Genomic DNA, 19,650 nt, shown 5'->3' on the forward strand with positions numbered 1-19,650 from the left:
TACGTACAAGCAAAGGTGCAGGCCACCTTACCGGCGACTGCGCCCCCCGTGGAACGACCAACCGGGGATGCCCCATATGTGAGGCATCCCCGGTCAGGTTTTAACTATTTGTCACAGAGTTCGTCTTAGACGAGCTCGGTCACGGTGCCGCCGGCGGCGGCAATCTTCTCCTTGGCGGAGGCGGAGACGGCGTCAACCGAAACCGTCAGCGCCACGGAGATCTCGCCCTGGCCCAGGACCTTGACGAGGCTGTTCTTGCGAACCGCGCCCTTGGCGACCAGGTCGGCCACCGTGACCTCTCCACCCTCGGGGTAGAGGGCACCGAGCTTGTCCAGGTTGACCACCTGGAACTCGGTGCGGAACGGGTTCTTGAAGCCCTTCAGCTTCGGCAGGCGCATGTGGAGGGGCATCTGCCCACCCTCGAAGCGCTGCGGAACCTGGTAGCGGGCCTTCGTACCCTTGGTACCACGACCAGCCGTCTTACCCTTCGACGCCTCACCACGACCGACACGGGTCTTCGCGGTCTTGGCGCCGGGGGCCGGACGGAGGTTGTGAGCCTTCAGCGGGCTGTTCTCAGCCATGATTAGTCAACCTCCTCAACCGTCACGAGGTGGCGGACGGTGTGCACCATGCCGCGGAACTCGGGGCGGTCCTCCTTGACGACGACGTCGTTCAGGCGCTTGAGCCCGAGCGAACGCAGCGTGTCGCGGTGGTTCTGCTTGCTGCCGATGTACGACTTCGTCTGCGTGATCTTGAGGCGAGCCATCAGACACCCGCCCCTGCACGCGCACGAAGGAGAGCCGCGGGGGCGACGTCCTCGAGGGGCAGACCACGGCGAGCCGCGATCTCCTCGGGACGCTGCAGGCCCTTGAGGGCCTCCACGGTCGCGTGCACGATGTTGATCGCGTTGTCGGAGCCGAGCGACTTCGACAGGATGTCGTGAACGCCGGCGCACTCCAGAACGGCGCGCACCGGGCCACCGGCGATAACACCGGTACCGGGGGAAGCAGGCTTCAGCAGGACAACGCCGGCCGCCTTCTCGCCCTGGATCGGGTGCGGGATGGTGCCCTGGATGCGGGGAACCTTGAAGAAGTTCTTCTTGGCTTCCTCGACGCCCTTGGCGATGGCCGCGGGAACTTCCTTGGCCTTGCCGTAACCGACACCTACGGTGCCGTCACCGTCACCCACCACGACGAGCGCGGTGAAGCTGAAGCGACGACCACCCTTGACAACCTTGGCGACGCGGTTGATCGCGACAACGCGCTCAACGTAAGCGGTCTTCTCGGCGGCAGCGCCACCGTCGCGACCCTTCCGGTCCCGCCGCTCGCCGCCACCGGCACCGCTGCCGCGGCGCTGGGGTCCAGCCATTGGATTACCTCTCTCTGTTACGTCCGTGAGTCCCGGAACCGGGGCTTAGAACTTCAGCCCGGCTTCGCGGGCGGCGTCAGCCAGAGCGGCAATGCGCCCGGCGTATCGGTTGCCACCGCGGTCAAAGACGACGGTCTCGACGCCGGCAGCCTTCGCACGCTCGGCCACGAGCGCGCCGACGGCCTGGGCCTGGGCGCTCTTGTCGCCTTCGCCACCGCGGATCGAAGCGTCCAGGGTCGACGCGGACGCCAGGGTGTGGCCCTGGAGGTCGTCGATGACCTGAGCAACGATGTTGCGGTTCGAACGCGTCACGACGAGGCGCGGACGCTCCGCCGTACCCGAGACGTTCTTGCGGATGCGGATGTGGCGGCGAGCCTTGGCAGCGCGCTTGTACGCGTCGCCCTTGGCGATCTTCACACCGTATGCCATGGCTACTTACCAGCCTTTCCGACCTTGCGGCGGATGACCTCGCCGGCGTACTTGACACCCTTGGCCTTGTACGGGTCGGGCTTCCGCAGCTTGCGGATGTTGGCGGCGACCTCGCCGACCTTCTGCTTGTCGATGCCCTCGACCGAGAACTTGGTCGGCGACTCGACCTTGAACGAGATGCCCTCGGGCGCCTCGACCAGGATCGGGTGGCTGTAGCCGAGCTGGAACTCCAGGTCGGAGCCCTTCGCGGCCACGCGGTAACCGACACCGCTGATCTCGAGAGCCTTGACGTAACCCGCGGTCACGCCGGTGATCATGTTCGCCACCAGCGTGCGGGACAGGCCGTGCAGGGCCTTGTTCTGACGCTCGTCGTTCGGACGGGTGACGTTCAGAACGCCGTCCTCACCCTTGACGATCTCGATCGGCGCCTTGACGGTGTGCGTGAGGGAACCCTTGGGGCCCTTCACCGCGACCGTCTGGCCGTCGATGGTGACGTCCACACCGGCGGGAACCTGGATGGGGAGCTTGCCGATTCGCGACATTGCTTTTCCTCCGTTCCCGACTACCAGACGTAGGCGAGGACTTCCCCACCTACGCCCTTCTTGCCTGCCTGCTGACCGGTCAGGAGACCGTGCGACGTGGAGATGATCGCCACGCCCAGGCCACCGAGGACCTTCGGCAGGTTGGTGGACTTCGCGTACACGCGCAGACCGGGCTTCGAGATCCGCTTGATGCCCGCGATGGAGCGCTCACGGTTCGGCCCGAACTTCAGCTCGAGGACGAGGTTCTTGCCGACCTCGGCGTCCTCGACCTTCCAGCCGGTGATGAAACCCTCCTGCTTGAGGATCTCCGCGATGTGCGACTTGATCTTGCTGTGCGGCATCACGACGGTGTCGTGGTACGCCGAGTTAGCGTTCCGCAGACGCGTGAGCATGTCTGCGATCGGGTCAGTCATGGTCATGAAAGTGGCCTTCGGCCTCTCTCGCCGGGGTTTCCTGTATGCGCCATCCCTCTCCCCACTCGGTGGCGGGACGGGTGCGGCACGGGGACCTACGGCGTAGTAAGTCGGTAGGGCGGCGGACGCCCAACCCCACAAGCCTACGGCATGCGGGCAGGGCGGTCCGCCGACCTGATGCTTACCGAGAGCGTCTGGAAAACCTCAACACCCAAAGGGTGAGGGGGATTTACCAGGAGCTCTTGGTCACGCCCGGCAGCTCGCCACGGTGAGCCATCTCACGGAGGCACACGCGGCAGAGGCCGAACTTGCGGTACACGGAGTGGGGGCGACCGCAGCGCTGGCAGCGGGTGTACGCACGCACACCGAACTTGGGCTTGCGGGCAGCCTTCGCGATGAGAGCCTTCTTCGCCATCTCGCTTACGCCTCCTTGAAGGGGAAGCCGAGGTGACGGAGGAGCGCGCGGCCCTCAGCGTCGTTGGTCGCCGTGGTCACCACGGTGATGTCCATACCCCGGGTACGGTCGATCTTGTCCTGGTCGATCTCGTGGAACATGACCTGCTCGGTGAGACCGAAGGTGTAGTTGCCACGGCCGTCGAACTGCTTCGGCGACAGACCACGGAAGTCACGGATACGCGGCAGCGCGAGCGACAGCGTACGGTCCAGGAACTCCCACATGCGGTCACCACGGAGGGTGACGTGGCAGCCGATCGGCTGACCCTCACGCAGCTTGAACTGCGCGATGGACTTGCGGGCCTTCGTGACGGCCGGCTTCTGACCGGTGATCGTCGTCAGGTCGCGGATGGCACCGTCGATCAGCTTCGAGTCACGGGCGGCGTCGCCGACACCCATGTTCACGACGATCTTGACGAGGCCGGGAATCTGCATGACGTTCTCGTAGGAGAACTCTTCACGCATCTTGCCCGCGATCTCCTCGCGGTACTTCGTCTTCAGACGCGGAGTGGTAGCCATCAGATGTCCTCACCCGTGCGCTTGGCAACGCGGATCTTGTTGCCCTCGTCGTCGAAGCGGAAACCGACGCGGGTGACGACCTTCTTGCCGTCCTTCTCCACGACCAGCTGGACGTTGGACACGTGGACGGGGGCCTCGGTGATCACGATGCCGCCGGCCTGGTTCTGCCCAGCCTTGGTGTGCTTCTTGACCCGGTTGACACCCTCGACCAGGACGCGGGACTCGGTCGGGAAGGCCGCGATGACCTTGCCCTGCTTGCCCTTGTCCTTACCGGTGATGACCTGGACCAGGTCGCCCTTCTTGATCTTCATGCTTACAGCACCTCCGGCGCGAGCGAGATGATCTTCATGAACTTCTTCTCGCGCAGCTCACGGCCGACGGGGCCGAAGATACGGGTGCCGCGAGGGTCGCCGTCGTTCTTCAGAATGACGGCGGCGTTCTCGTCGAAGCGGATGTACGAGCCGTCCTGGCGGCGGCGCTCCTTGACGGTGCGAACGATGACGGCCTTGACGACGTCACCCTTCTTCACGTTGCCGCCGGGGATCGCGTCCTTGACGGTGGCGACGATGACGTCACCGATGCCCGCGTAGCGGCGACCGGAGCCACCGAGAACACGGATGCAAAGGATCTCCTTGGCACCAGTGTTGTCGGCGACACGCAGTCGCGACTCCTGCTGGATCACGTCTATCTCCTGTTTGTCTGCCGGTTCCCGGCCGGGGCTCCTTCACGGAGCCCCGGCCGAGCCTGGCGGAACGAATCCGGGGGAAACCCCCCGGAGTGATTACTTGGCCTTCTCGAGGATCTCGACGATGCGCCAGCGCTTGCTCGCCGACAGCGGACGCGTCTCCATGATGAGGACGCGGTCGCCGACGCCGGCAGCGTTCTGCTCGTCGTGAGCCTTGAGCTTGTTCGTACGGCGGATGACCTTGCCGTACAGGGCGTGCTTGACGCGGTCCTCGACGGCGACGACGACGGTCTTGTCCATCTTGTCGCTGACGACCAGGCCCTCACGGGTCTTGCGGAAGCCGCGCTCGGTCTTCTCAGTCACGTTGTTCTCGCTCATCAGGCGCTCTCCACCGTCTCGATACCGAGCTCACGCTCGTGCATCAGGGTGTAGATGCGAGCGATGTCCTTACGGACGGACTTGAGCCGGCCGTTGTTCTCCAGCTGACCGGTGGCCGCCTGGAAACGGAGCTTGAACAGCTCCTCCTTGGCCTCGCGCAGCTTGGCAACGAGCTCCTCGTTGCCGAGCTCGCGGAGCTCGGACGCCTTGGTTCCCGTCGCCATCACGACTCACCTGCCTCGCGCTTGACGATGCGGCACTTCATCGGCAGCTTGTGGGCCGCACGAGTGAGAGCCTCACGCGCAATCTTTTCGTTCGGGTAGGACAGCTCGAACATGACCCGGCCCGGGTGCACGTTCGCGATCCACCACTCCGGGGAACCCTTACCGGAACCCATGCGGGTCTCGGCGGGCTTCTTCGTCAGCGGACGGTCCGGGTAGATGTTGATCCAGACCTTGCCGCCACGCTTGATGTGGCGGGTCATCGCGATACGAGCCGCCTCGATCTGGCGGTTCGTCACGTAGGCGGGGGTGAGCGCCTGGATGCCGTACTCGCCGAACGAGACCTCAGTACCGCCCTTGGCCATACCGCTGCGCTTCGGGTGGTGCTGCTTGCGGTGCTTGACCCTACGAGGGATCAGCATGTCGGTCAGGCCTCCGTTCCGGTGCTCTCAGCCGGAGCGGCGGCGGGGGCGTCGGCCTTGGGGGCCTCGGCACCAGCAGCCTGCTGCGGCTTGCGGCCACCACGGCCGCCGCGCTCGCCACCACGGCCACCACGGCCGGCGGGACGGTCGCCAGCGCCGGCACCACGGGCCGGGCGGTTACCCGCACGGGCCGCAGCGTTCTCGGCGCGAACCTCGGCGATGTTCTTGACGTCGCCCTTGTAGATCCAGACCTTCACGCCGATACGGCCGAAGGTGGTCTTGGCCTCGAAGAAGCCGTAGTCCACGTTCGCGCGCAGCGTGTGCAGCGGCACACGACCCTCGCGGTAGAACTCGGAGCGGGACATCTCGGCGCCGCCGAGGCGGCCGCCGCACTGGATCTTGATGCCCTTGGCGCCGGCCTTCATGGTGCCCTGCATGCTCTTGCGCATGGCACGACGGAAGGAGACGCGGGAGGAGAGCTGCTCGGCGACGGCCTGAGCAACCAGCTGAGCGTCGAGCTCGGGGTTCTTGACCTCGAGGATGTTCAGCTGGACCTGCTTGCCCGTGAGCTTCTCGAGGTCACCGCGGATGCGGTCGGCCTCGGCGCCGCGGCGGCCGATGACGATGCCGGGACGAGCGGTGTGGATGTCCACACGCACGCGGTCACGGGTGCGCTCGATCTCCACCTTCGAGATGCCGGCGCGCTCCATGCCGGACGTCATCATCCGACGGATGGCGACGTCTTCCTTGACGTAGTCCTTGTACAGCTTGTCGGCGTACCAGCGGGACTTGAAGTCCGTGGTGATGCCGAGTCGGAACCCGTGCGGGTTTACCTTCTGGCCCATTACCGGGAACCTTCCTTGCTGCTGACGACCACGGTGATGTGGCTGGTCCGCTTGCGGATCCGGTAGGCACGGCCCTGGGCACGCGGACGGAACCGCTTCAGGGTCGGGCCCTCGTCCACGTACGCCTCGCTGATGACCAGCGTGGAGGCGTCCGGGTGGTTGTAGTTGTGCGCGGCGTTGGCGATGGCGCTGTCCAGCACCTTGCCGACCGGCACGCTCGCGGCCTGCGGGGCGAAACGCAGGACCGCCTGAGCCTCCGTGGCATCCATGCCACGGATGAGGTCCACCACGCGGCGGGCCTTCATGGGCGTGACGCGGATGTACCGCGCCTGGGCCCTGGCTTCCATGGTTGTCCCTTCGGTGTTAGTCATAGTCGTAACCACCCCGCGATTAGCGGCGCTTCGACTTCCGGTCGTCCTTGACGTGGCCGCGGAAGGTGCGAGTCGGCGAGAACTCGCCGAGCTTGTGGCCGACCATCGACTCGGTGACGAACACCGGGACGTGGGTCTTGCCGTTGTGCACCGCGATCGTGTGACCCAGCATGCTGGGGATGATCATCGAGCGACGGGACCAGGTCTTGATGACGTTCTTGGTGCCGGCTTCGTTCTGGGCGTCCACCTTCTTTACGAGGTGGTCGTCGACGAAGGGCCCCTTCTTGAGACTGCGCGGCATCTAAACCCGCTCCTAGCGCTTCTTGTTCGTCTTGCGGCGGCGGACGATGTACTTGCTCGAAGCCTTCTTCGGCGAGCGAGTACGACCCTCCTTCTGACCCCACGGGGAGACCGGGTGGCGACCACCGCTGGTCTTGCCCTCACCACCACCGTGCGGGTGGTCAACCGGGTTCATCGCGACACCGCGGACGGTCGGGCGGACGCCCTTCCAGCGCATGCGGCCGGCCTTGCCCCAGTTGATGTTCGACTGCTCGGCGTTGCCGACCTCGCCGACCGTGGCGCGGCAGCGCGCGTCGACGAGACGGATCTCACCGGACGGCATGCGGAGGTGGGCCATCACGCCCTCCTTCGCGAGCAGCTGCACGGAGGCACCGGCCGAACGCGCGAACTTGGCGCCGCCACCGGGGCGGAGCTCGATCGCGTGGATCGTGGTACCGACCGGGATGTTGCGGAGCGCGAGGTTGTTGCCCGGCTTGATGTCGGCCGTGGGGCCGTTCTCAATCCGGTCACCCTGCTGCAGACCGCGCGGCGCGATGATGTAGCGCTTCTCGCCGTCGGCGTAGTGCAGCAGCGCGATGCGCGCGGTGCGGTTGGGGTCGTACTCGATGTGCGCGACCTTGGCCGGCACGCCGTCCTTGTCGTGACGACGGAAGTCGATCACGCGGTAGGCGCGCTTGTGGCCACCGCCCTGGTGGCGAACGGTCACACGACCGGTGTTGTTACGGCCGCCCTTGCTGTGCAGGGGGCGGACCAGCGACTTCTCCGGCGTGGACCGCGTGATCTCGACAAAGTCGGCGACGCTGGAGCCACGACGGCCCGGGGTCGTCGGCTTGTACTTGCGGATACCCATTTCTCAGTCCTCGTCCGATTCCGGACGACTAGACCTCCGTTAGGAGGCCTGGCCGCCGAAGATGTCGATACGGTTGCCCTCGGCAAGGGTCACGATGGCGCGCTTGGTGTTGGCGCGCTTGCCGAAACCGGTCTTGGTGCGCTTGCGCTTACCCTGACGGTTGATCGTGTTGACCCCGGTGACCTTGACCGAGAAGACCGCCTCGACGGCCTGCTTGATCTGGGTCTTGTTGGCGCCGGGCGCGACGATGAACGTGTACTTGTTCTCGTCCAGCAGCGCGTAGCTCTTCTCCGAGACGACCGGCTTGATCAGCAGGTCGCGCGGGTCGGTGAAGGTCTTGCTGGTAACGGTCGCCTCAGACATCAGGCCTCGTTCCCTTCGGTCTCATCGGCCTTGGGGCCAGACACGAAGGACTCGAGCGCGGCCTGGGTGAAGACCACGTCGTCAGAGACGATCACGTCGTACGTGTTCAGCTGGCCCGGCTCCAGGATGTGAACCTGGGGCAGGTTGCGGGCGGACAGCCACGCCAGCTCGTCAGAGCGCTCGGCGACCAGGAGCAGGTTCTTGCGCTCCGAGATCTTGCCGAACAGCGTCTTCGCGGCCTTGGTGGAGGCGGCACCCTCGACCACGCCGGTGACGACGTGGATGCGGGAGTGACGCGCACGGTCCGAGAGGGCACCGCGGAGGGCGGCGGCCTTCATCTTCTTCGGGGTGCGCTGCGAGTAGTCACGCGGCTGCGGGCCGTGGACGACGCCACCGCCGGCGAACTGCGGAGCGCGGGTCGAACCCTGACGGGCGCGGCCGGTGCCCTTCTGGCGGTAAGGCTTCTTGCCACCACCACGGACTTCGCCACGGGTCTTGGTCTTGTGCGTGCCCTGACGGGCAGCGGCCAGCTGGGCGACGACGACCTGGTGGATCAGCGGAACGCTGGTCTTCGCGTCGAAGATCTCCGCGGGGAGCTCGACGGTACCGGCCTTGTCGCCAGCCGGCGAAAGGATGTCAATGGTGCTCATTACCTCAAGCCCCCTTGGCCGCGGTACGGACCAGGACGAGGCCGCCGTTCGGACCGGGGACCGCGCCCTTGATGAGGAGCAGACCCTTCTCCGCGTCAACCGCGTGGATGGTCAGGTTCTGGGTGGTGACGCGCTCGTTACCCATGCGACCGGCCATGCGCATGCCCTTGAAGACACGCCCAGGGGTGGCGCAGCCACCGATCGAACCGGGGGAGCGGTGCTTGCGCTGCACACCGTGACCGGCGCCGAGGCCCCGGAAGTTGTGGCGCTTCATGACACCGGCGAAGCCCTTGCCCTTGCTGTTGCCCGTGACGTCAACCTTGACGCCGGACTCGAACACGGCAGCCGTGATCTCCTGGCCCAGCGTGTACTCGCTGGCGTCGGAGGTACGGAGCTCCACCAGGTGGCGGCGCGGGGTCACGTCGGCCTTGGCGAAGTGGCCCTTGAGGGGCTTGTTCACCTTGCGCGGGTCGATCTCGCCGAAGGCGATCTGGACCGACTCGTAGCCGTCGATGTCGTTGGTACGGACCTGGGTAACGACACAGGGCCCGGCCTTGACGACGGTAACCGGGACGACACGGTTGTTCTCGTCCCAGACCTGGGTCATGCCGAGCTTCTCGCCCAGGACGCCCTTGATCTGCTTAGCCATCTTCTCGACGCCTCTCAGAGCTTGATCTCGATGTCAACGCCGGCCGGAAGGTCCAGGCGCATCAGCGAGTCAACGGTCTTGGGCGTCGGGTCGAGGATGTCGATCAGGCGCTTGTGCGTGCGCATCTCGAAGTGCTCGCGCGAGTCCTTGTACTTGTGCGGCGACTTGATGACGCAGTACACGTTCTTCTCAGTGGGCAGCGGCACCGGGCCCGCGACCGACGCACCAGTGCGGGTCACCGTCTCGACGATCTTCTTCGCCGAGGAGTCGATGACCTCGTGGTCGTAGGCCTTGAGCCGGATGCGGATCTTCTGTCCCGCCATGGCTACTCCGTAGTCCTGTCTCGTGTGGAAACGCTCTGGCTCCCGGTCGGCTGCGGAACGGGGTTCCGCCGCCTCTCCTCCGACCCACGCGGTCGGGCGTGTCGCACTCCCTCCGAAAAAATCCCCATACGGGACTCCCTCATCAAAGGGGGTGCGGCCCTGGGCCGCGCATCGGGGGGAGAAACACCCACCGAGTGCCTGGTGCGGACCGTGCTGACACTTCCCAGAAGATTCCCGTACGTCCGCCCTCATTGCTGCCCCGAGAGGCAGATTAAGGACGACGAGTACCGTGGGACTCGCTTCCGGTCCTCCCGGCGGGAGGCGCGCAGCATCGGCACACAGCCGAGCAACTTGAGTAGTCTGCCATACGAGACACGTACCTGGCCAATCGGGCCGAAGAGAATACCCCGCCGCGCGATCACGTCAAACCACGGCCCGCGACGGGGATCCCTGGTCAGGACCGGGAGGCCGTCGCGCACTCCTTCGGCATGTCGGCCACGCTCCCGCTCCGGTCGTACGGATCGACGACCGGCCCGGACGGGCCCGTCCCCGCCGCCACGCGCTCGCTGTCGAACGTCGGGTGCAGGAACCCTGCGCCGCCCCGTCGGCAGTCGTCGTTCCCGGCGCTCTCCAGCCACTCCACCACCTGGAGCCTGCCCGGGGTCGCGACCACCTTGAGCGGGTCGTAGAGGGCCATGGTCAGCGTCCGCCGCACCACGGTGCGGGCGACCTCGTCCGAACCGGGCTTCGCCCGGACCAAGGGGTAGACGAAGGTGTAGTCGGCGTGGACCCTCACCTCGCCGTCCCGGCCGCTGTCGAAGCTCATCCGGCCCCGCGTCTTGACCACGTCGCCGACCACCCTGACCTCCGCCGGGTCGAACCGGCTGAACAGCCACAGCGGGTTCGCCCCCGCCGAGGGGGCGGCCAGCCCCCTCTCGATGAGGGGCCGCCCGTCGTCCTGACGGGGGTCCAGCAGGTCAAGCGCCGCCTGGGGCCGCTCGCCCCGCAGGGTGGCGGGGTCCAGGTTCGACGCGATCAGCAGCTTCTCGGTCATGGCCAGCGCTTCCGCGACCCGCTCCTTCGCCATCCCGCCCACGGCTGCCGCCTCCGGGACTTCGATGCCGGCGGCGCCGTCGGCCCACTGCGCGGCCGGCGAGCCCCGGAAGGGCTCCTCGGGCGTCGGGCGGTCGGCGGGCACCGCGCCCGGGGCCGCCGTCGGACGCCCGGTCTCCGCGGCCAGGGGGCCGGCGTCACGGGCCTCCTGGCGGGCGGCCGCCTTGCCCGTCAGCCGGTCGATGACCAGTTCCGGCCGCAGGGCCACCAGCGCGAGCCCCGCGATGGCGACGATCGCCGCCGCGGCCTTCAGGCGCCGCTTGCGCCGCCCCCGGCCCTCCCCCTCCCGCCAGGCGGGCCCCGTACGCCAGCCGGGCGGATCCCCCGCCCCCGGCCTGGGCGCCCGGCCGAACGCCCGGCGCCCAGCGCGCGCCCGTTCCTCGTCCTCGCGCCGCAGCCGCCCGGTGACCATCCGCGCCCGCGCCGAGGACTCCCTCGGTGCGGCGGCGCTCTCCCGCGCGACCTCCTCGCTGAAGCGCGCCCACTCCTCGTCGGATATCCGCGGCCGTCCGCTGTCCTGCTGCTCCATGCTCCCCACCCCTGAACGCTCGTCCTCTACGCAGAAGGGCCCCTTCCCCGCCGCCGGAGCGGTGGGGAAGGGGCCCTCCCGTCAAACTTGGTGCCCGCAGGAGCGAGCTACCAGGTCAGAACACGAATTACTTCGTGATCTTGGTGACCTGGCCGGCGCCGACCGTACGACCACCCTCACGGATGGCGAACTTCAGGCCCTCCTCCATGGCGACCGGCTGGATCAGCTGGACGGACATGTCGGTGTTGTCGCCCGGCATGACCATCTCGGTGCCCTCGGGGAGGGTCACGACGCCGGTCACGTCCGTGGTACGGAAGTAGAACTGCGGGCGGTAGTTGTTGAAGAACGGGGTGTGACGGCCACCCTCGTCCTTCGACAGGATGTACGCGGCGGCCTCGAACTCGGTGTGCGGGGTGACCGAACCGGGCTTGATGATGACCTGGCCGCGCTCGACGTCCTCGCGCTTGATGCCACGGAGGAGCAGACCGACGTTCTCACCGGCCTGGCCCTCGTCGAGCAGCTTGCGGAACATCTCGATGCCGGTGACCGTGGTGGTGGTCTTCTCCGGCTTGATGCCGATGATGTCAACGGTCTCGTTGACCTTCAGGACACCACGCTCGATGCGGCCGGTGACGACGGTGCCACGACCGGTGATCGTGAAGACGTCCTCGACGGGCATCAGGAACGGCTTGTCGGTGTCACGCGGCGGGGTCGGGATGGCCTCGTCCACGGCGTCCATCAGGCCGAGGAGCTTGTCGCCCCACTCCTTGTCGCCCTCCAGCGCCTTCAGCGCGGAGACCTGGACGACCGGCAGGTCGTCGCCCGGGAAGTCGTACTCGGAGAGCAGCTCACGGACCTCGAGCTCGACGAGCTCCAGGATCTCCTCGTCGTCCACCATGTCGGCCTTGTTGAGGGCGACGACGATGTACGGAACGCCGACCTGGCGGGCCAGGAGCACGTGCTCCTTGGTCTGCGGCATCGGGCCGTCGGTGGCGGCGACCACGAGGATGGCGCCGTCCATCTGCGCGGCACCGGTGATCATGTTCTTGATGTAGTCCGCGTGACCCGGGCAGTCGACGTGGGCGTAGTGACGCGCCTCGGTCTGGTACTCGACGTGCGCGATGGAGATGGTGATACCGCGCTGGCGCTCCTCAGGAGCCTTGTCGATCTGGTCGAACGCCGACGCCGCGTTCAGGTCCGGGTACTTGTCGTGCAGCACCTTGGTAATGGCGGCCGTGAGGGTCGTCTTACCGTGGTCAATGTGACCGATGGTGCCGATGTTGACGTGCGGCTTAGTCCGCTCGAACTTCGCCTTCGCCACGGGGGTCCTCCTGAGAGTGGTTCTGTACGCCTTGATCGTCGGCGCCAGGTGATCTTTGCTGGATAGCCGGCTCCCCCGGGGCAACGGGAGGGTTGCTCCTGTTGCCCCAGAGGCTCCGGTGGCAAGCCTAAAGCGTGTACTCCGAAGAGTTACTCGCCCTTGGCCTTCGCGATGATCTCCTCAGCGACGTTCCGGGGAACCTCGGCGTAGGAGTCGAACTGCATCGAGTAGCTGGCGCGACCCGAGGTCTTGCTGCGGAGGTCTCCGACGTAGCCGAACATCTCCGAAAGCGGCACGAGGCCCTTGACGATCTTGGCTCCGTGACGGTCCTCCATGGCCTGGATCTGGCCACGGCGGGAGTTGATGTCACCGATGACGTCGCCCATGGACTCCTCCGGCGTGGTGACCTCGACGGCCATCATCGGCTCGAGGAGCACGGGAGAAGCCTTGCGCGCGGCCTCCTTGAAGGCCTGCGAACCGGCGATCTTGAAGGCGAGCTCGGAGGAGTCGACCTCGTGGTAGCCACCGTCGAGAAGCGTGACGCGGACGCCCGTCATCTCGTAGCCGGCCAGGATGCCGAACTGCATGGCCTCCTGCGCACCGGCGTCGACCGAAGGGATGTACTCCTTCGGCACGCGGCCACCGGTGACCTTGTTCACGAACTCGTACGCCGGACCATCGGCGTCCGTGATCGGCTCGATCGCGATCTGCACCTTGGCGAACTGACCGGTACCACCGGTCTGCTTCTTGTGGGTGTAGTCGTGACGCTCGACGGCCTTGCGGATCGTCTCACGGTACGCGACCTGCGGCTTGCCGACGTTGGCGACGACCTTGAACTCGCGCTTCATACGGTCGACCAGCACCTCGAGGTGCAGCTCGCCCATACCGCCGAGGATGGTCTGGCCGGTCTCCTCGTCCGAGTGGACGTGGAACGACGGGTCCTCTTCCGCGAGACGCTGGATGGCGACACCCAGCTTCTCCTGGTCGCCCTTGGAGGCGGGCTCGATGGCGACCTGGATGACCGGAGCCGGGAAGTCCATGGACTCCAGGATCACGGGCGCCTTGTCGTCACACAGCGTCTCACCGGTGGTGGTCTGCTTCAGGCCCATGACGGCGACGATGTCGCCGGCGCCCACCGCGTCGATCTCCTCACGCTTGTTCGCGTGCATGCGGTAGATCTTGCCGATGCGCTCCTTCTTGCCCTTGACGGAGTTCAGCACCGCGGTGCCGGCCTCCAGGCGGCCCGAGTAAACCCGGACGAAGGTGAGCTTGCCGAGGTGCGGGTCGCTCATGATCTTGAACGCGAGCGCGGCGAGGGGCTCCTCGTCCGACGGCTTGCGCTTCACGACGACCTCGGCGTCCTTGACGTCGTGGCCCTCGATGGCCTCGATGTCGAGCGGCGACGGGAGGTAGCGCACGACGGCGTCGAGCAGGGGCTGGACACCCTTGTTCTTGAACGCCGTACCGCAGAACACCGCGGTGATCGTGGGCTCGCCCTTGCCCTTGCCGGAGCCGAGGATGATGCGGCGGACGGCCGCGTGCAGCTGCTCGGCGGTGGGCTCGGTGCCCTCCAGGAACAGCTCCATCATCTCTTCGTCGTTCTCGGCGACCTGCTCGACGAGGGTGGCGCGCCACTCCTCGGCAAGCTCGGCGTGCGAGGCCGGGATGTCGACGACGTCGTACATCTCGCCCTTGGTGGCCTCGGCGGACCACACGAGGGCCTTCATGCGGACGAGGTCGACGACGCCCTGGAAGTCCGCCTCGGCACCGATCGGCAGCTGCATGACGATCGGAACCGCGCCGAGGCGGTCCTTGATCATGTCGACGCAGCGCATGAACTCGGCGCCCGTACGGTCGAGCTTGTTGACGAAGCAGATACGCGGCACGCCGTAGCGGTCCGCCTGACGCCAAACGGTCTCGGACTGCGGCTCCACACCGGCGACACCGTCGAACACGGTGACGGCACCGTCGAGGACGCGGAGCGAACGCTCCACCTCGACCGTGAAGTCAACGTGACCCGGGGTGTCGATGATGTTGATGGTGTGGTCGACGTCCTCGAGCGGCCAGTGGCAGGTCGTCGCGGCGGACGTGATCGTGATGCCGCGCTCCTGCTCCTGCTCCATCCAGTCCATCGTGGCAGCGCCGTCGTGGACCTCACCGATCTTGTAAGACACACCGGTGTAGAACAGGATGCGCTCGGTGGTGGTCGTCTTGCCCGCGTCGATGTGGGCCATGATGCCGATGTTGCGCACCTTGGCCAGGTCAAGCGAAGTGGTAGCCATAAGGCTTCAGTCTTCTCTCGGTCTCGATGTGGGTTGCGACTACCAGCGGTAGTGCGCGAAGGCCTTGTTGGACTCGGCCATCTTGTGCGTGTCCTCGCGCTTCTTGACGGCCGCACCGAGGCCGTTCGAGGCGTCGAGAAGCTCGTTCATCAGGCGCTCGGTCATGGTCTTCTCGCGGCGGGCGCGGGAGTAACCCACGAGCCAGCGGAGGGCCAGGGTCGACTGGCGACCCGGCTTGACCTCGACGGGAACCTGGTAGGTCGCGCCACCGACGCGGCGGGACTTGACCTCGAGCGACGGCTTGACGTTCTCCAGCGCGCGCTTCAGCGTGATGACCGGGTCGTTGCCGGTCTTCTCGCGGAGGCCTTCCATGGCGCCGTAAACGATGCGCTCGGCGGTGGAGCGCTTGCCGTTCAGGAGGATCTTGTTGATGAGCGAGGTCACCAGAGGAGAGGCGTAGACCGGGTCGATGATGACCGGGCGCTTCGGGGCGGGGCCCTTACGAGGCATTCTTACTTCTCCTTCTTGGCGCCGTAGCGGCTGCGGGCCTGCTTGCGGTTCTTGACAGCCTGGGTGTCAAGCGCACCGCGGATGATCTTGTAACGAACACCCGGCAGGTCCTTCACACGGCCACCACGCACGAGCACGATCGAGTGCTCCTGCAGGTTGTGACCCTCACCCGGAATGTAAGCGGTGACCTCGATGCCGGAGGTCAGACGCACACGCGCGACCTTACGGAGCGCCGAGTTCGGCTTCTTCGGGGTGGTCGTGAACACACGCGTGCAGACACCACGACGCTGAGGCGAGGCCTCGAGCGCGGGGGTCTTCGTCTTCTCGACCTTGTCCTGCCGGCCCTTCCGGACCAGCTGCTGGATCGTAGGCACTACTTCTCCGGTTTCTGTGTGCCGTGTAGTGAAGCTAACCTGGAACGTTTCCGACCCACGCGGTCGGGTGTGTCGGATCCGGCGGAGCTCCACGCAAGCGTGGAGACGCATGAATCGCGGTGGCCGATGCGGCTCGCCGTGCGGTTGATGGACACGCGCGGGAGCCCAGGCACACCCCAGGCACAAGGTCTGAGCGTACCCACCGCATCCACTCCGGTCAAAACATGAGCCGCGCCGCCGCCGCCCGCACGGCCGCGCAGCTCAGGCGCCCCTTGGGTGTGGGGCCCCGGAGCCGGGGCGGCCTCGCGGACGTCACACGGGCGTGGTAGGGCGGGCGAACTACACTGCCAGCGAATCCCAGCGAGTCAGTTCAAAAACGTACGAGCGCCAGGAGCAGGACATTGGGGACGGTCACCTCGGAGCCGACGACGGCGGCAGCGCCGCCCCCCGGCGGCGGCCGCGCCCCCGCGGCACGGCGGCGTGCGGCCCTGCCGCGCCTGTACGGGCCCCTGCTGGCCTTCCTCCTCGCCTCGGGCGCGTTCTGCGCGGCCTGGGCGGCCCGCGGCAGCTTCCCCTTCGGCGACACCGGCCGGGCCATCAACGACCAGGCCAACCAGTACGTGCCCTTCCACCGCGCCCTGTGGGACCTGGTCCACGGCCAGGCCGCCGGCGACGTCCTGTTCAGCTGGCGCGGCGGCTTCGGACAGCAGTTCCTGTCCGACTACTACACGTACCTCGGCAACCCCTTCTCGTGGCTGGCCGTCCTCGTCCCCCGGGCCCACGTGGACCTGGCCGTCTTCCTGATCACCCCGGTGACGATGGGCGCGGCCGCCGCCCTGATGACGGTCTACCTCGGCAGGCTCCAGGCCGGCCCGTGGTGGCAGCGCGGCGTCCTCGGCGCCTGCTACGGCCTGTGCGGCTGGGCGCTCAGTGACGCCTCGTACATCCCGATGTGGCTGTGGGGCCTGGTGGCCCTGCCCCTGCTGGGCATCGCCGTCGAGTGGTGCCTGGAGGGCCGGCACTGGCCGGGGGCGGCGCTCCTGGTGGCGCTCGCCTGGTACGGGAACTTCTACACGGCGATGATGGCCACGATGGCCGCCTGCGTGCTGCTGGCCGTCCGGATGCTCACCCTGGACATGACGGGGGCGCAGCGCCTGCGCGCCCTGTGGCGCGCGGCCACCGCCGCCGCGACCGGCATCCTCCTCACCCTCCCCCTCCTCTTGCCTTCGTTCCTCTCCAGCGGCGCCTCGCAGCCCACGAAGGCCGCGGCCTTCGACCCGGTGCGCATCGAGGTGTTCCTGGCGGGCATGCTCCCGGCCACCCACCTGTGGGGCGGCCGGCCGCGCCTGTACGTGGCCTCGCTGGGCCTGATCCTGGCGGGCTCCTTCCTGCTGAACACCCGGATCGCCGGGCGCACCCGCCTGGTCTGGGCTGCGGCCACCCTCCTCGTCCTGGTCTCCTTCCAGTTCCCGCCGACCCAGTACGTGTGGCACGGGCTGGCGGTGCCGAACGGCAACCCGTACCGCGAGACGTTCGTGTTCAGCGGGATGGTCGTCGTCCTGGCCTGGCTGGCCCTGGCCAACCGGCCCCGCCCGCCGCACCTGGCCCTGGCCGCCGGCCTGCTGGTCGCGGCGACGTTCGTGCTGCGCCACACCAACGACTTCGGCGGCTGGACCTGGCCGGCGGTCCTGGGCGGCGGCGCGCTCTCGCTGCTGGCCCTGACCCTGCTCGCGCTGGGCGAGAAGCGGCGCGTGCTGATCCCGGTCGCCGCGCTGCTCATGATCGGCGTGGTCTTCGCGGAATCGACGGTCGCGGCGGCGAACGCGGACGCCCGCCGCTCGCGCGAACGCTGGGCCCAGCCCGCCCCGACCTCGAACCGCTCGATCACGCACCACTTCGAGGCGGTCCGCCGGGTGGACGGCTGGCCCGCCTACCGGACGGACTCGGGCGCCCCGCAGACCTCCTACAACGACGCCCTCGCGCTTCGGGCGGAGGGCCCGCAGTACTACAGCAGCTACCTGCCGGAGGCGACGTACAAGGCCCTGGAGCCCCTGGGATACGGCTACAAGAACGACGGCCGGACCTTCTTCGGCGCCGACAACCCGGTCCTCGACGCGATCTTCTCGATCGGCGCCCGGGTCCGCCCGGGCACCGCCCCCGGCACCTGGACGGCGACCAGGCAGGCCGCCCCTCCCCTGGTCACGGTCCGCCCGGCCCCCTACACCTCCCCCAACCCGGCCGACAGCGTCTACGCCCGCCAGGAGAACGTCCTGGGCGCGACGGTCTACGAGGTCCCGCGGACCACCCGCACGGGCACGCCGGCCTCCCAGACCTACACGGCCGCCTGCACCCCGGGCTCCGAGGCCTACTGGTACTCCCCCGAGCTCTACGGCACCCTCCGCGCCGACGATCGCTCCCTCCCCCTGGAGGACCGGATGAGCGGGGTCCTCCCCCTGGGCCCGGTCACCGCGTCCGGCACGGTCACCGCGACGGTGGAGACCCGCACCGAGAACGCCGCGGCCGGCCCGAACCCGATCGGCTGCCTGGACCGCGCGGCCCTGGACGCCCGCGTCCGCGACCTCACCGCCACGGGCGCCACCGCGGTCCACGCCGGCGGCCACACGATCGAGGCCGCCCTCCCGGCGACCGCCACCGGCACCGCCGTCTTCGCGATGACGGACATCCCGGGCTGGCAGTGCTCGGCCCCCACGACGAACTTCCACGGCCTCCTGGCCATCCCCCTCACCCCGGGCACCCGCCACCTCTCCTGCACCTACACCCCCAAGGGCCTCACCCCGGGCCTCGCAGCGGCCACCCTGGCCCTCCTGACCCTCGCCTCGGTCACCACGGCGGGGTACCTGCGCCGTCGGCGCGAGCGGGCCGCGGGCTGATCTCTCAGTTCCGGGACCGGCCAAGGCCGTTGTTGAGTACATTGACCGCCCTGATCGACAGGGGCGGGGGCGGTTGCAGATGGCAGACGGTGCGGGCCCGGCGTACGGCGAAGGTGGGCTGGACGACCGGGTCCCCCTGCTCGCCCGGCTGGAGGACGCGGACGGCGCCGCCTTACGGGCGCTCGGGCGCGAGGTGGTCTACCAGCCCCGCAGCACCCTGCTCCACCAGGACGAGCCCACCGCGCACATCCTTCTGATCCTGCGGGGCTGGACCAAGGTCACCGCGACACACCCCAACGGCTACCAGGCCCTGCTCGCCCTGCGCGGGCCGGGCGACATCATCGGAGAGTCCGCGGCGCTCACCGGCCGGCCTCGCTCCGCAACCATCACCGCACTCGAACAGGTCCGCGCGGTCGTCATCGCGCACGAATCCTTCCGCGTGTTCCTCGGCCGGCACCCCGACGTCGCGCTCCAGTTGCTGGCCCTGGCCTCCGACCGCACGCGCGAGGCCGACCGGCGCAACCTCCAGTTCGCCTCGATGCCGGTCCGCGAGCGGCTCGCGGTGCTCTTGCTGGACCTCGCCCGGATCCACGGCAGACACACCACGGAGGGGGTGGAGGTGGCCGTCCCGCTGACCAAGCAGGAGCTGGCGGGCGCCGTGGGAGCTTCGCGCGAGATGGTGCAGCGGGAATTGAAGAGCCTGCGGGACCGGGGCGTCATCAGTACGGGTCGGCGCACGCTGGTGATCACGCGGCCGAACGTGCTGCACCGGATCGCCCGGGCCCAGTCGCCGACCGGCTGAGGAACACATCGCCGCTCCCTTCAGTGCATACGGTCACATTCGGGTGC

28 protein-coding genes are annotated in these 19,650 nt (G+C 67.8%); 2 read left to right on the forward strand and 26 right to left on the reverse strand.

The genetic code is table 11. From position 1 onward, the window contains the following. Positions 1-125 precede the first annotated feature (125 nt). From rplO to rpsL, 26 genes are all read right to left on the reverse strand, one after another. Positions 126-581, reverse strand: coding sequence for a 50S ribosomal protein L15 (gene rplO / locus ACFY15_RS04865; protein WP_344163495.1), 456 nt, complete (start codon positions 579-581; stop codon positions 126-128). A gap of 2 nt (positions 582-583) precedes the next feature. Continuing rightward, entirely contained in the window at positions 584-766 is a 183-nt protein-coding gene (rpmD, locus tag ACFY15_RS04870; protein ID WP_005313525.1) for a 50S ribosomal protein L30, read from the reverse strand. Further along, entirely contained in the window at positions 766-1,368 is a 603-nt protein-coding gene (gene rpsE, locus ACFY15_RS04875) for a 30S ribosomal protein S5 (protein ID WP_007265914.1), read from the reverse strand. Before rpsE ends, rpmD begins: the two co-directional genes overlap by 1 nt. 45 nt (positions 1,369-1,413) lie before the next feature. Then, positions 1,414-1,797: a 50S ribosomal protein L18 gene (gene rplR, locus ACFY15_RS04880; protein ID WP_030026334.1), complete on the reverse strand. Its 384-nt coding sequence runs from the start codon at positions 1,795-1,797 to the stop codon at positions 1,414-1,416. 2 nt (positions 1,798-1,799) lie between these two features. Continuing rightward, positions 1,800-2,339, reverse strand: coding sequence for a 50S ribosomal protein L6 (gene rplF / locus ACFY15_RS04885; RefSeq protein ID WP_390687615.1), 540 nt, complete (start codon positions 2,337-2,339; stop codon positions 1,800-1,802). A 20-nt stretch (positions 2,340-2,359) separates the two neighbouring features. Further along, a complete protein-coding gene (rpsH, locus tag ACFY15_RS04890; protein WP_007265911.1) occupies positions 2,360-2,758 on the reverse strand; it encodes a 30S ribosomal protein S8 in 399 nt (132 codons plus the stop codon). 223 nt (positions 2,759-2,981) lie between these two features. Beyond that, positions 2,982-3,167: a type Z 30S ribosomal protein S14 gene (locus ACFY15_RS04895; protein ID WP_003956452.1), complete on the reverse strand. Its 186-nt coding sequence runs from the start codon at positions 3,165-3,167 to the stop codon at positions 2,982-2,984. A 5-nt stretch (positions 3,168-3,172) separates the two neighbouring features. Next, entirely contained in the window at positions 3,173-3,724 is a 552-nt protein-coding gene (gene rplE, locus ACFY15_RS04900) for a 50S ribosomal protein L5 (RefSeq protein ID WP_358893649.1), read from the reverse strand. Beyond that, complete coding sequence (gene rplX, locus ACFY15_RS04905) at positions 3,724-4,035, reverse strand: 50S ribosomal protein L24 (protein WP_007265909.1); 312 nt, start codon at positions 4,033-4,035, stop codon at positions 3,724-3,726. The genes rplE and rplX overlap by 1 nt, the downstream gene beginning before the upstream one ends. Positions 4,036-4,037: 2 nt before the next feature. Further along, entirely contained in the window at positions 4,038-4,406 is a 369-nt protein-coding gene (gene rplN / locus ACFY15_RS04910; protein WP_003956455.1) for a 50S ribosomal protein L14, read from the reverse strand. 99 nt (positions 4,407-4,505) lie between these two features. Then, positions 4,506-4,787 carry a 30S ribosomal protein S17 gene (gene rpsQ / locus ACFY15_RS04915; protein ID WP_030008467.1) on the reverse strand — a complete coding sequence of 94 codons (282 nt, stop codon included), beginning with the start codon at positions 4,785-4,787 and terminating at the stop codon, positions 4,506-4,508. Beyond that, entirely contained in the window at positions 4,787-5,011 is a 225-nt protein-coding gene (gene rpmC / locus ACFY15_RS04920; RefSeq protein ID WP_079429299.1) for a 50S ribosomal protein L29, read from the reverse strand. Before rpmC ends, rpsQ begins: the two co-directional genes overlap by 1 nt. Continuing rightward, the gene (gene rplP / locus ACFY15_RS04925; RefSeq protein WP_007265906.1) at positions 5,011-5,430 is read right to left on the reverse strand and encodes a 50S ribosomal protein L16; all 420 of its coding nucleotides are present in this window, start codon (positions 5,428-5,430) and stop codon (positions 5,011-5,013) included. Before rplP ends, rpmC begins: the two co-directional genes overlap by 1 nt. A 5-nt stretch (positions 5,431-5,435) precedes the next feature. Next, positions 5,436-6,275, reverse strand: coding sequence for a 30S ribosomal protein S3 (gene rpsC / locus ACFY15_RS04930; RefSeq protein WP_007265905.1), 840 nt, complete (start codon positions 6,273-6,275; stop codon positions 5,436-5,438). Continuing rightward, complete coding sequence (gene rplV / locus ACFY15_RS04935) at positions 6,275-6,622, reverse strand: 50S ribosomal protein L22 (RefSeq protein WP_007265904.1); 348 nt, start codon at positions 6,620-6,622, stop codon at positions 6,275-6,277. Before rplV ends, rpsC begins: the two co-directional genes overlap by 1 nt. A gap of 43 nt (positions 6,623-6,665) precedes the next feature. Then, positions 6,666-6,947 (reverse strand): 30S ribosomal protein S19, encoded by a 282-nt coding sequence (rpsS, locus tag ACFY15_RS04940; RefSeq protein WP_007265903.1) that lies wholly within the window; start codon positions 6,945-6,947, stop codon positions 6,666-6,668. Between the two features lie 12 nt (positions 6,948-6,959). Then, positions 6,960-7,796: a 50S ribosomal protein L2 gene (gene rplB, locus ACFY15_RS04945; protein ID WP_007265902.1), complete on the reverse strand. Its 837-nt coding sequence runs from the start codon at positions 7,794-7,796 to the stop codon at positions 6,960-6,962. Between the two features lie 39 nt (positions 7,797-7,835). Next, positions 7,836-8,159: a 50S ribosomal protein L23 gene (rplW, locus tag ACFY15_RS04950; protein ID WP_007265901.1), complete on the reverse strand. Its 324-nt coding sequence runs from the start codon at positions 8,157-8,159 to the stop codon at positions 7,836-7,838. Continuing rightward, positions 8,159-8,809 (reverse strand): 50S ribosomal protein L4, encoded by a 651-nt coding sequence (gene rplD / locus ACFY15_RS04955; RefSeq protein ID WP_007265900.1) that lies wholly within the window; start codon positions 8,807-8,809, stop codon positions 8,159-8,161. The genes rplW and rplD overlap by 1 nt, the downstream gene beginning before the upstream one ends. A 4-nt stretch (positions 8,810-8,813) precedes the next feature. Beyond that, complete coding sequence (rplC, locus tag ACFY15_RS04960; protein WP_045945285.1) at positions 8,814-9,458, reverse strand: 50S ribosomal protein L3; 645 nt, start codon at positions 9,456-9,458, stop codon at positions 8,814-8,816. A gap of 14 nt (positions 9,459-9,472) precedes the next feature. Then, entirely contained in the window at positions 9,473-9,781 is a 309-nt protein-coding gene (gene rpsJ / locus ACFY15_RS04965) for a 30S ribosomal protein S10 (protein ID WP_003948644.1), read from the reverse strand. Positions 9,782-10,235: 454 nt separating this feature from the next. Beyond that, complete coding sequence (locus ACFY15_RS04970; protein WP_390825011.1) at positions 10,236-11,423, reverse strand: hypothetical protein; 1,188 nt, start codon at positions 11,421-11,423, stop codon at positions 10,236-10,238. 127 nt (positions 11,424-11,550) lie between these two features. Continuing rightward, positions 11,551-12,744, reverse strand: a complete 1,194-nt coding sequence (tuf, locus tag ACFY15_RS04975) for an elongation factor Tu (protein ID WP_079429296.1) — start codon at positions 12,742-12,744, stop codon at positions 11,551-11,553. Positions 12,745-12,893: 149 nt separating this feature from the next. Next, positions 12,894-15,026, reverse strand: a complete 2,133-nt coding sequence (fusA, locus tag ACFY15_RS04980; RefSeq protein WP_390687613.1) for an elongation factor G — start codon at positions 15,024-15,026, stop codon at positions 12,894-12,896. A gap of 39 nt (positions 15,027-15,065) precedes the next feature. Continuing rightward, positions 15,066-15,536 carry a 30S ribosomal protein S7 gene (gene rpsG, locus ACFY15_RS04985; RefSeq protein ID WP_007265894.1) on the reverse strand — a complete coding sequence of 157 codons (471 nt, stop codon included), beginning with the start codon at positions 15,534-15,536 and terminating at the stop codon, positions 15,066-15,068. 2 nt (positions 15,537-15,538) lie between these two features. Continuing rightward, positions 15,539-15,910, reverse strand: coding sequence for a 30S ribosomal protein S12 (gene rpsL, locus ACFY15_RS04990; RefSeq protein ID WP_007265893.1), 372 nt, complete (start codon positions 15,908-15,910; stop codon positions 15,539-15,541). Between the two features lie 401 nt (positions 15,911-16,311). On the opposite strand from rpsL, the gene ACFY15_RS04995 reads away from it, so the two are divergent. Together ACFY15_RS04995 and ACFY15_RS05000 are read left to right on the forward strand one after the other, a co-directional pair. Continuing rightward, positions 16,312-18,801, forward strand: a complete 2,490-nt coding sequence (locus ACFY15_RS04995) for a YfhO family protein (RefSeq protein WP_390687612.1) — start codon at positions 16,312-16,314, stop codon at positions 18,799-18,801. A 79-nt stretch (positions 18,802-18,880) separates the two neighbouring features. Next, positions 18,881-19,603: a Crp/Fnr family transcriptional regulator gene (locus ACFY15_RS05000; protein ID WP_390687611.1), complete on the forward strand. Its 723-nt coding sequence runs from the start codon at positions 18,881-18,883 to the stop codon at positions 19,601-19,603. The last annotated feature ends 47 nt before the right edge of the window (positions 19,604-19,650 follow it).

Origin of the sequence: Streptomyces sp. NPDC001373 (genome assembly GCF_042895815.1) — a bacterium.
In the GTDB taxonomy this organism is placed as follows: Bacteria; Actinomycetota; Actinomycetes; order Streptomycetales; family Streptomycetaceae; genus Streptomyces.

Excerpts from the sequence above, each read along its gene's own strand:
- fusA (WP_390687613.1), bottom strand. The coding sequence starts at position 15,026 with ATGGCTACCACTTCGCTTGACCTGGCCAAGGTGCGCAACATCGGCATC.
- rplD (WP_007265900.1), bottom strand. The coding sequence starts at position 8,809 with ATGAGCACCATTGACATCCTTTCGCCGGCTGGCGACAAGGCCGGTACC.
- rpsS (WP_007265903.1), bottom strand. The coding sequence starts at position 6,947 with ATGCCGCGCAGTCTCAAGAAGGGGCCCTTCGTCGACGACCACCTCGTA.
- rplV (WP_007265904.1), bottom strand. The coding sequence starts at position 6,622 with ATGGAAGCCAGGGCCCAGGCGCGGTACATCCGCGTCACGCCCATGAAG.
- rpsQ (WP_030008467.1), bottom strand. The coding sequence starts at position 4,787 with ATGAGCGAGAACAACGTGACTGAGAAGACCGAGCGCGGCTTCCGCAAG.
- rplR (WP_030026334.1), bottom strand. The coding sequence starts at position 1,797 with ATGGCATACGGTGTGAAGATCGCCAAGGGCGACGCGTACAAGCGCGCT.
- ACFY15_RS04895 (WP_003956452.1), bottom strand. The coding sequence starts at position 3,167 with ATGGCGAAGAAGGCTCTCATCGCGAAGGCTGCCCGCAAGCCCAAGTTC.
- rpmC (WP_079429299.1), bottom strand. The coding sequence starts at position 5,011 with ATGGCGACGGGAACCAAGGCGTCCGAGCTCCGCGAGCTCGGCAACGAG.
- rpsJ (WP_003948644.1), bottom strand. The coding sequence starts at position 9,781 with ATGGCGGGACAGAAGATCCGCATCCGGCTCAAGGCCTACGACCACGAG.
- rplP (WP_007265906.1), bottom strand. The coding sequence starts at position 5,430 with ATGCTGATCCCTCGTAGGGTCAAGCACCGCAAGCAGCACCACCCGAAG.
- rpsC (WP_007265905.1), bottom strand. The coding sequence starts at position 6,275 with ATGGGCCAGAAGGTAAACCCGCACGGGTTCCGACTCGGCATCACCACG.
- rpsG (WP_007265894.1), bottom strand. The coding sequence starts at position 15,536 with ATGCCTCGTAAGGGCCCCGCCCCGAAGCGCCCGGTCATCATCGACCCG.
- rplW (WP_007265901.1), bottom strand. The coding sequence starts at position 8,159 with ATGTCTGAGGCGACCGTTACCAGCAAGACCTTCACCGACCCGCGCGAC.
- rpsE (WP_007265914.1), bottom strand. The coding sequence starts at position 1,368 with ATGGCTGGACCCCAGCGCCGCGGCAGCGGTGCCGGTGGCGGCGAGCGG.
- rplC (WP_045945285.1), bottom strand. The coding sequence starts at position 9,458 with ATGGCTAAGCAGATCAAGGGCGTCCTGGGCGAGAAGCTCGGCATGACC.
- rplF (WP_390687615.1), bottom strand. The coding sequence starts at position 2,339 with ATGTCGCGAATCGGCAAGCTCCCCATCCAGGTTCCCGCCGGTGTGGAC.
- rpsH (WP_007265911.1), bottom strand. The coding sequence starts at position 2,758 with ATGACCATGACTGACCCGATCGCAGACATGCTCACGCGTCTGCGGAAC.
- rplB (WP_007265902.1), bottom strand. The coding sequence starts at position 7,796 with ATGGGTATCCGCAAGTACAAGCCGACGACCCCGGGCCGTCGTGGCTCC.
- rplX (WP_007265909.1), bottom strand. The coding sequence starts at position 4,035 with ATGAAGATCAAGAAGGGCGACCTGGTCCAGGTCATCACCGGTAAGGAC.
- rplO (WP_344163495.1), bottom strand. The coding sequence starts at position 581 with ATGGCTGAGAACAGCCCGCTGAAGGCTCACAACCTCCGTCCGGCCCCC.
- ACFY15_RS04970 (WP_390825011.1), bottom strand. The coding sequence starts at position 11,423 with ATGGAGCAGCAGGACAGCGGACGGCCGCGGATATCCGACGAGGAGTGG.
- rpmD (WP_005313525.1), bottom strand. The coding sequence starts at position 766 with ATGGCTCGCCTCAAGATCACGCAGACGAAGTCGTACATCGGCAGCAAG.
- rplE (WP_358893649.1), bottom strand. The coding sequence starts at position 3,724 with ATGGCTACCACTCCGCGTCTGAAGACGAAGTACCGCGAGGAGATCGCG.
- ACFY15_RS05000 (WP_390687611.1), top strand. The coding sequence starts at position 18,881 with ATGGCAGACGGTGCGGGCCCGGCGTACGGCGAAGGTGGGCTGGACGAC.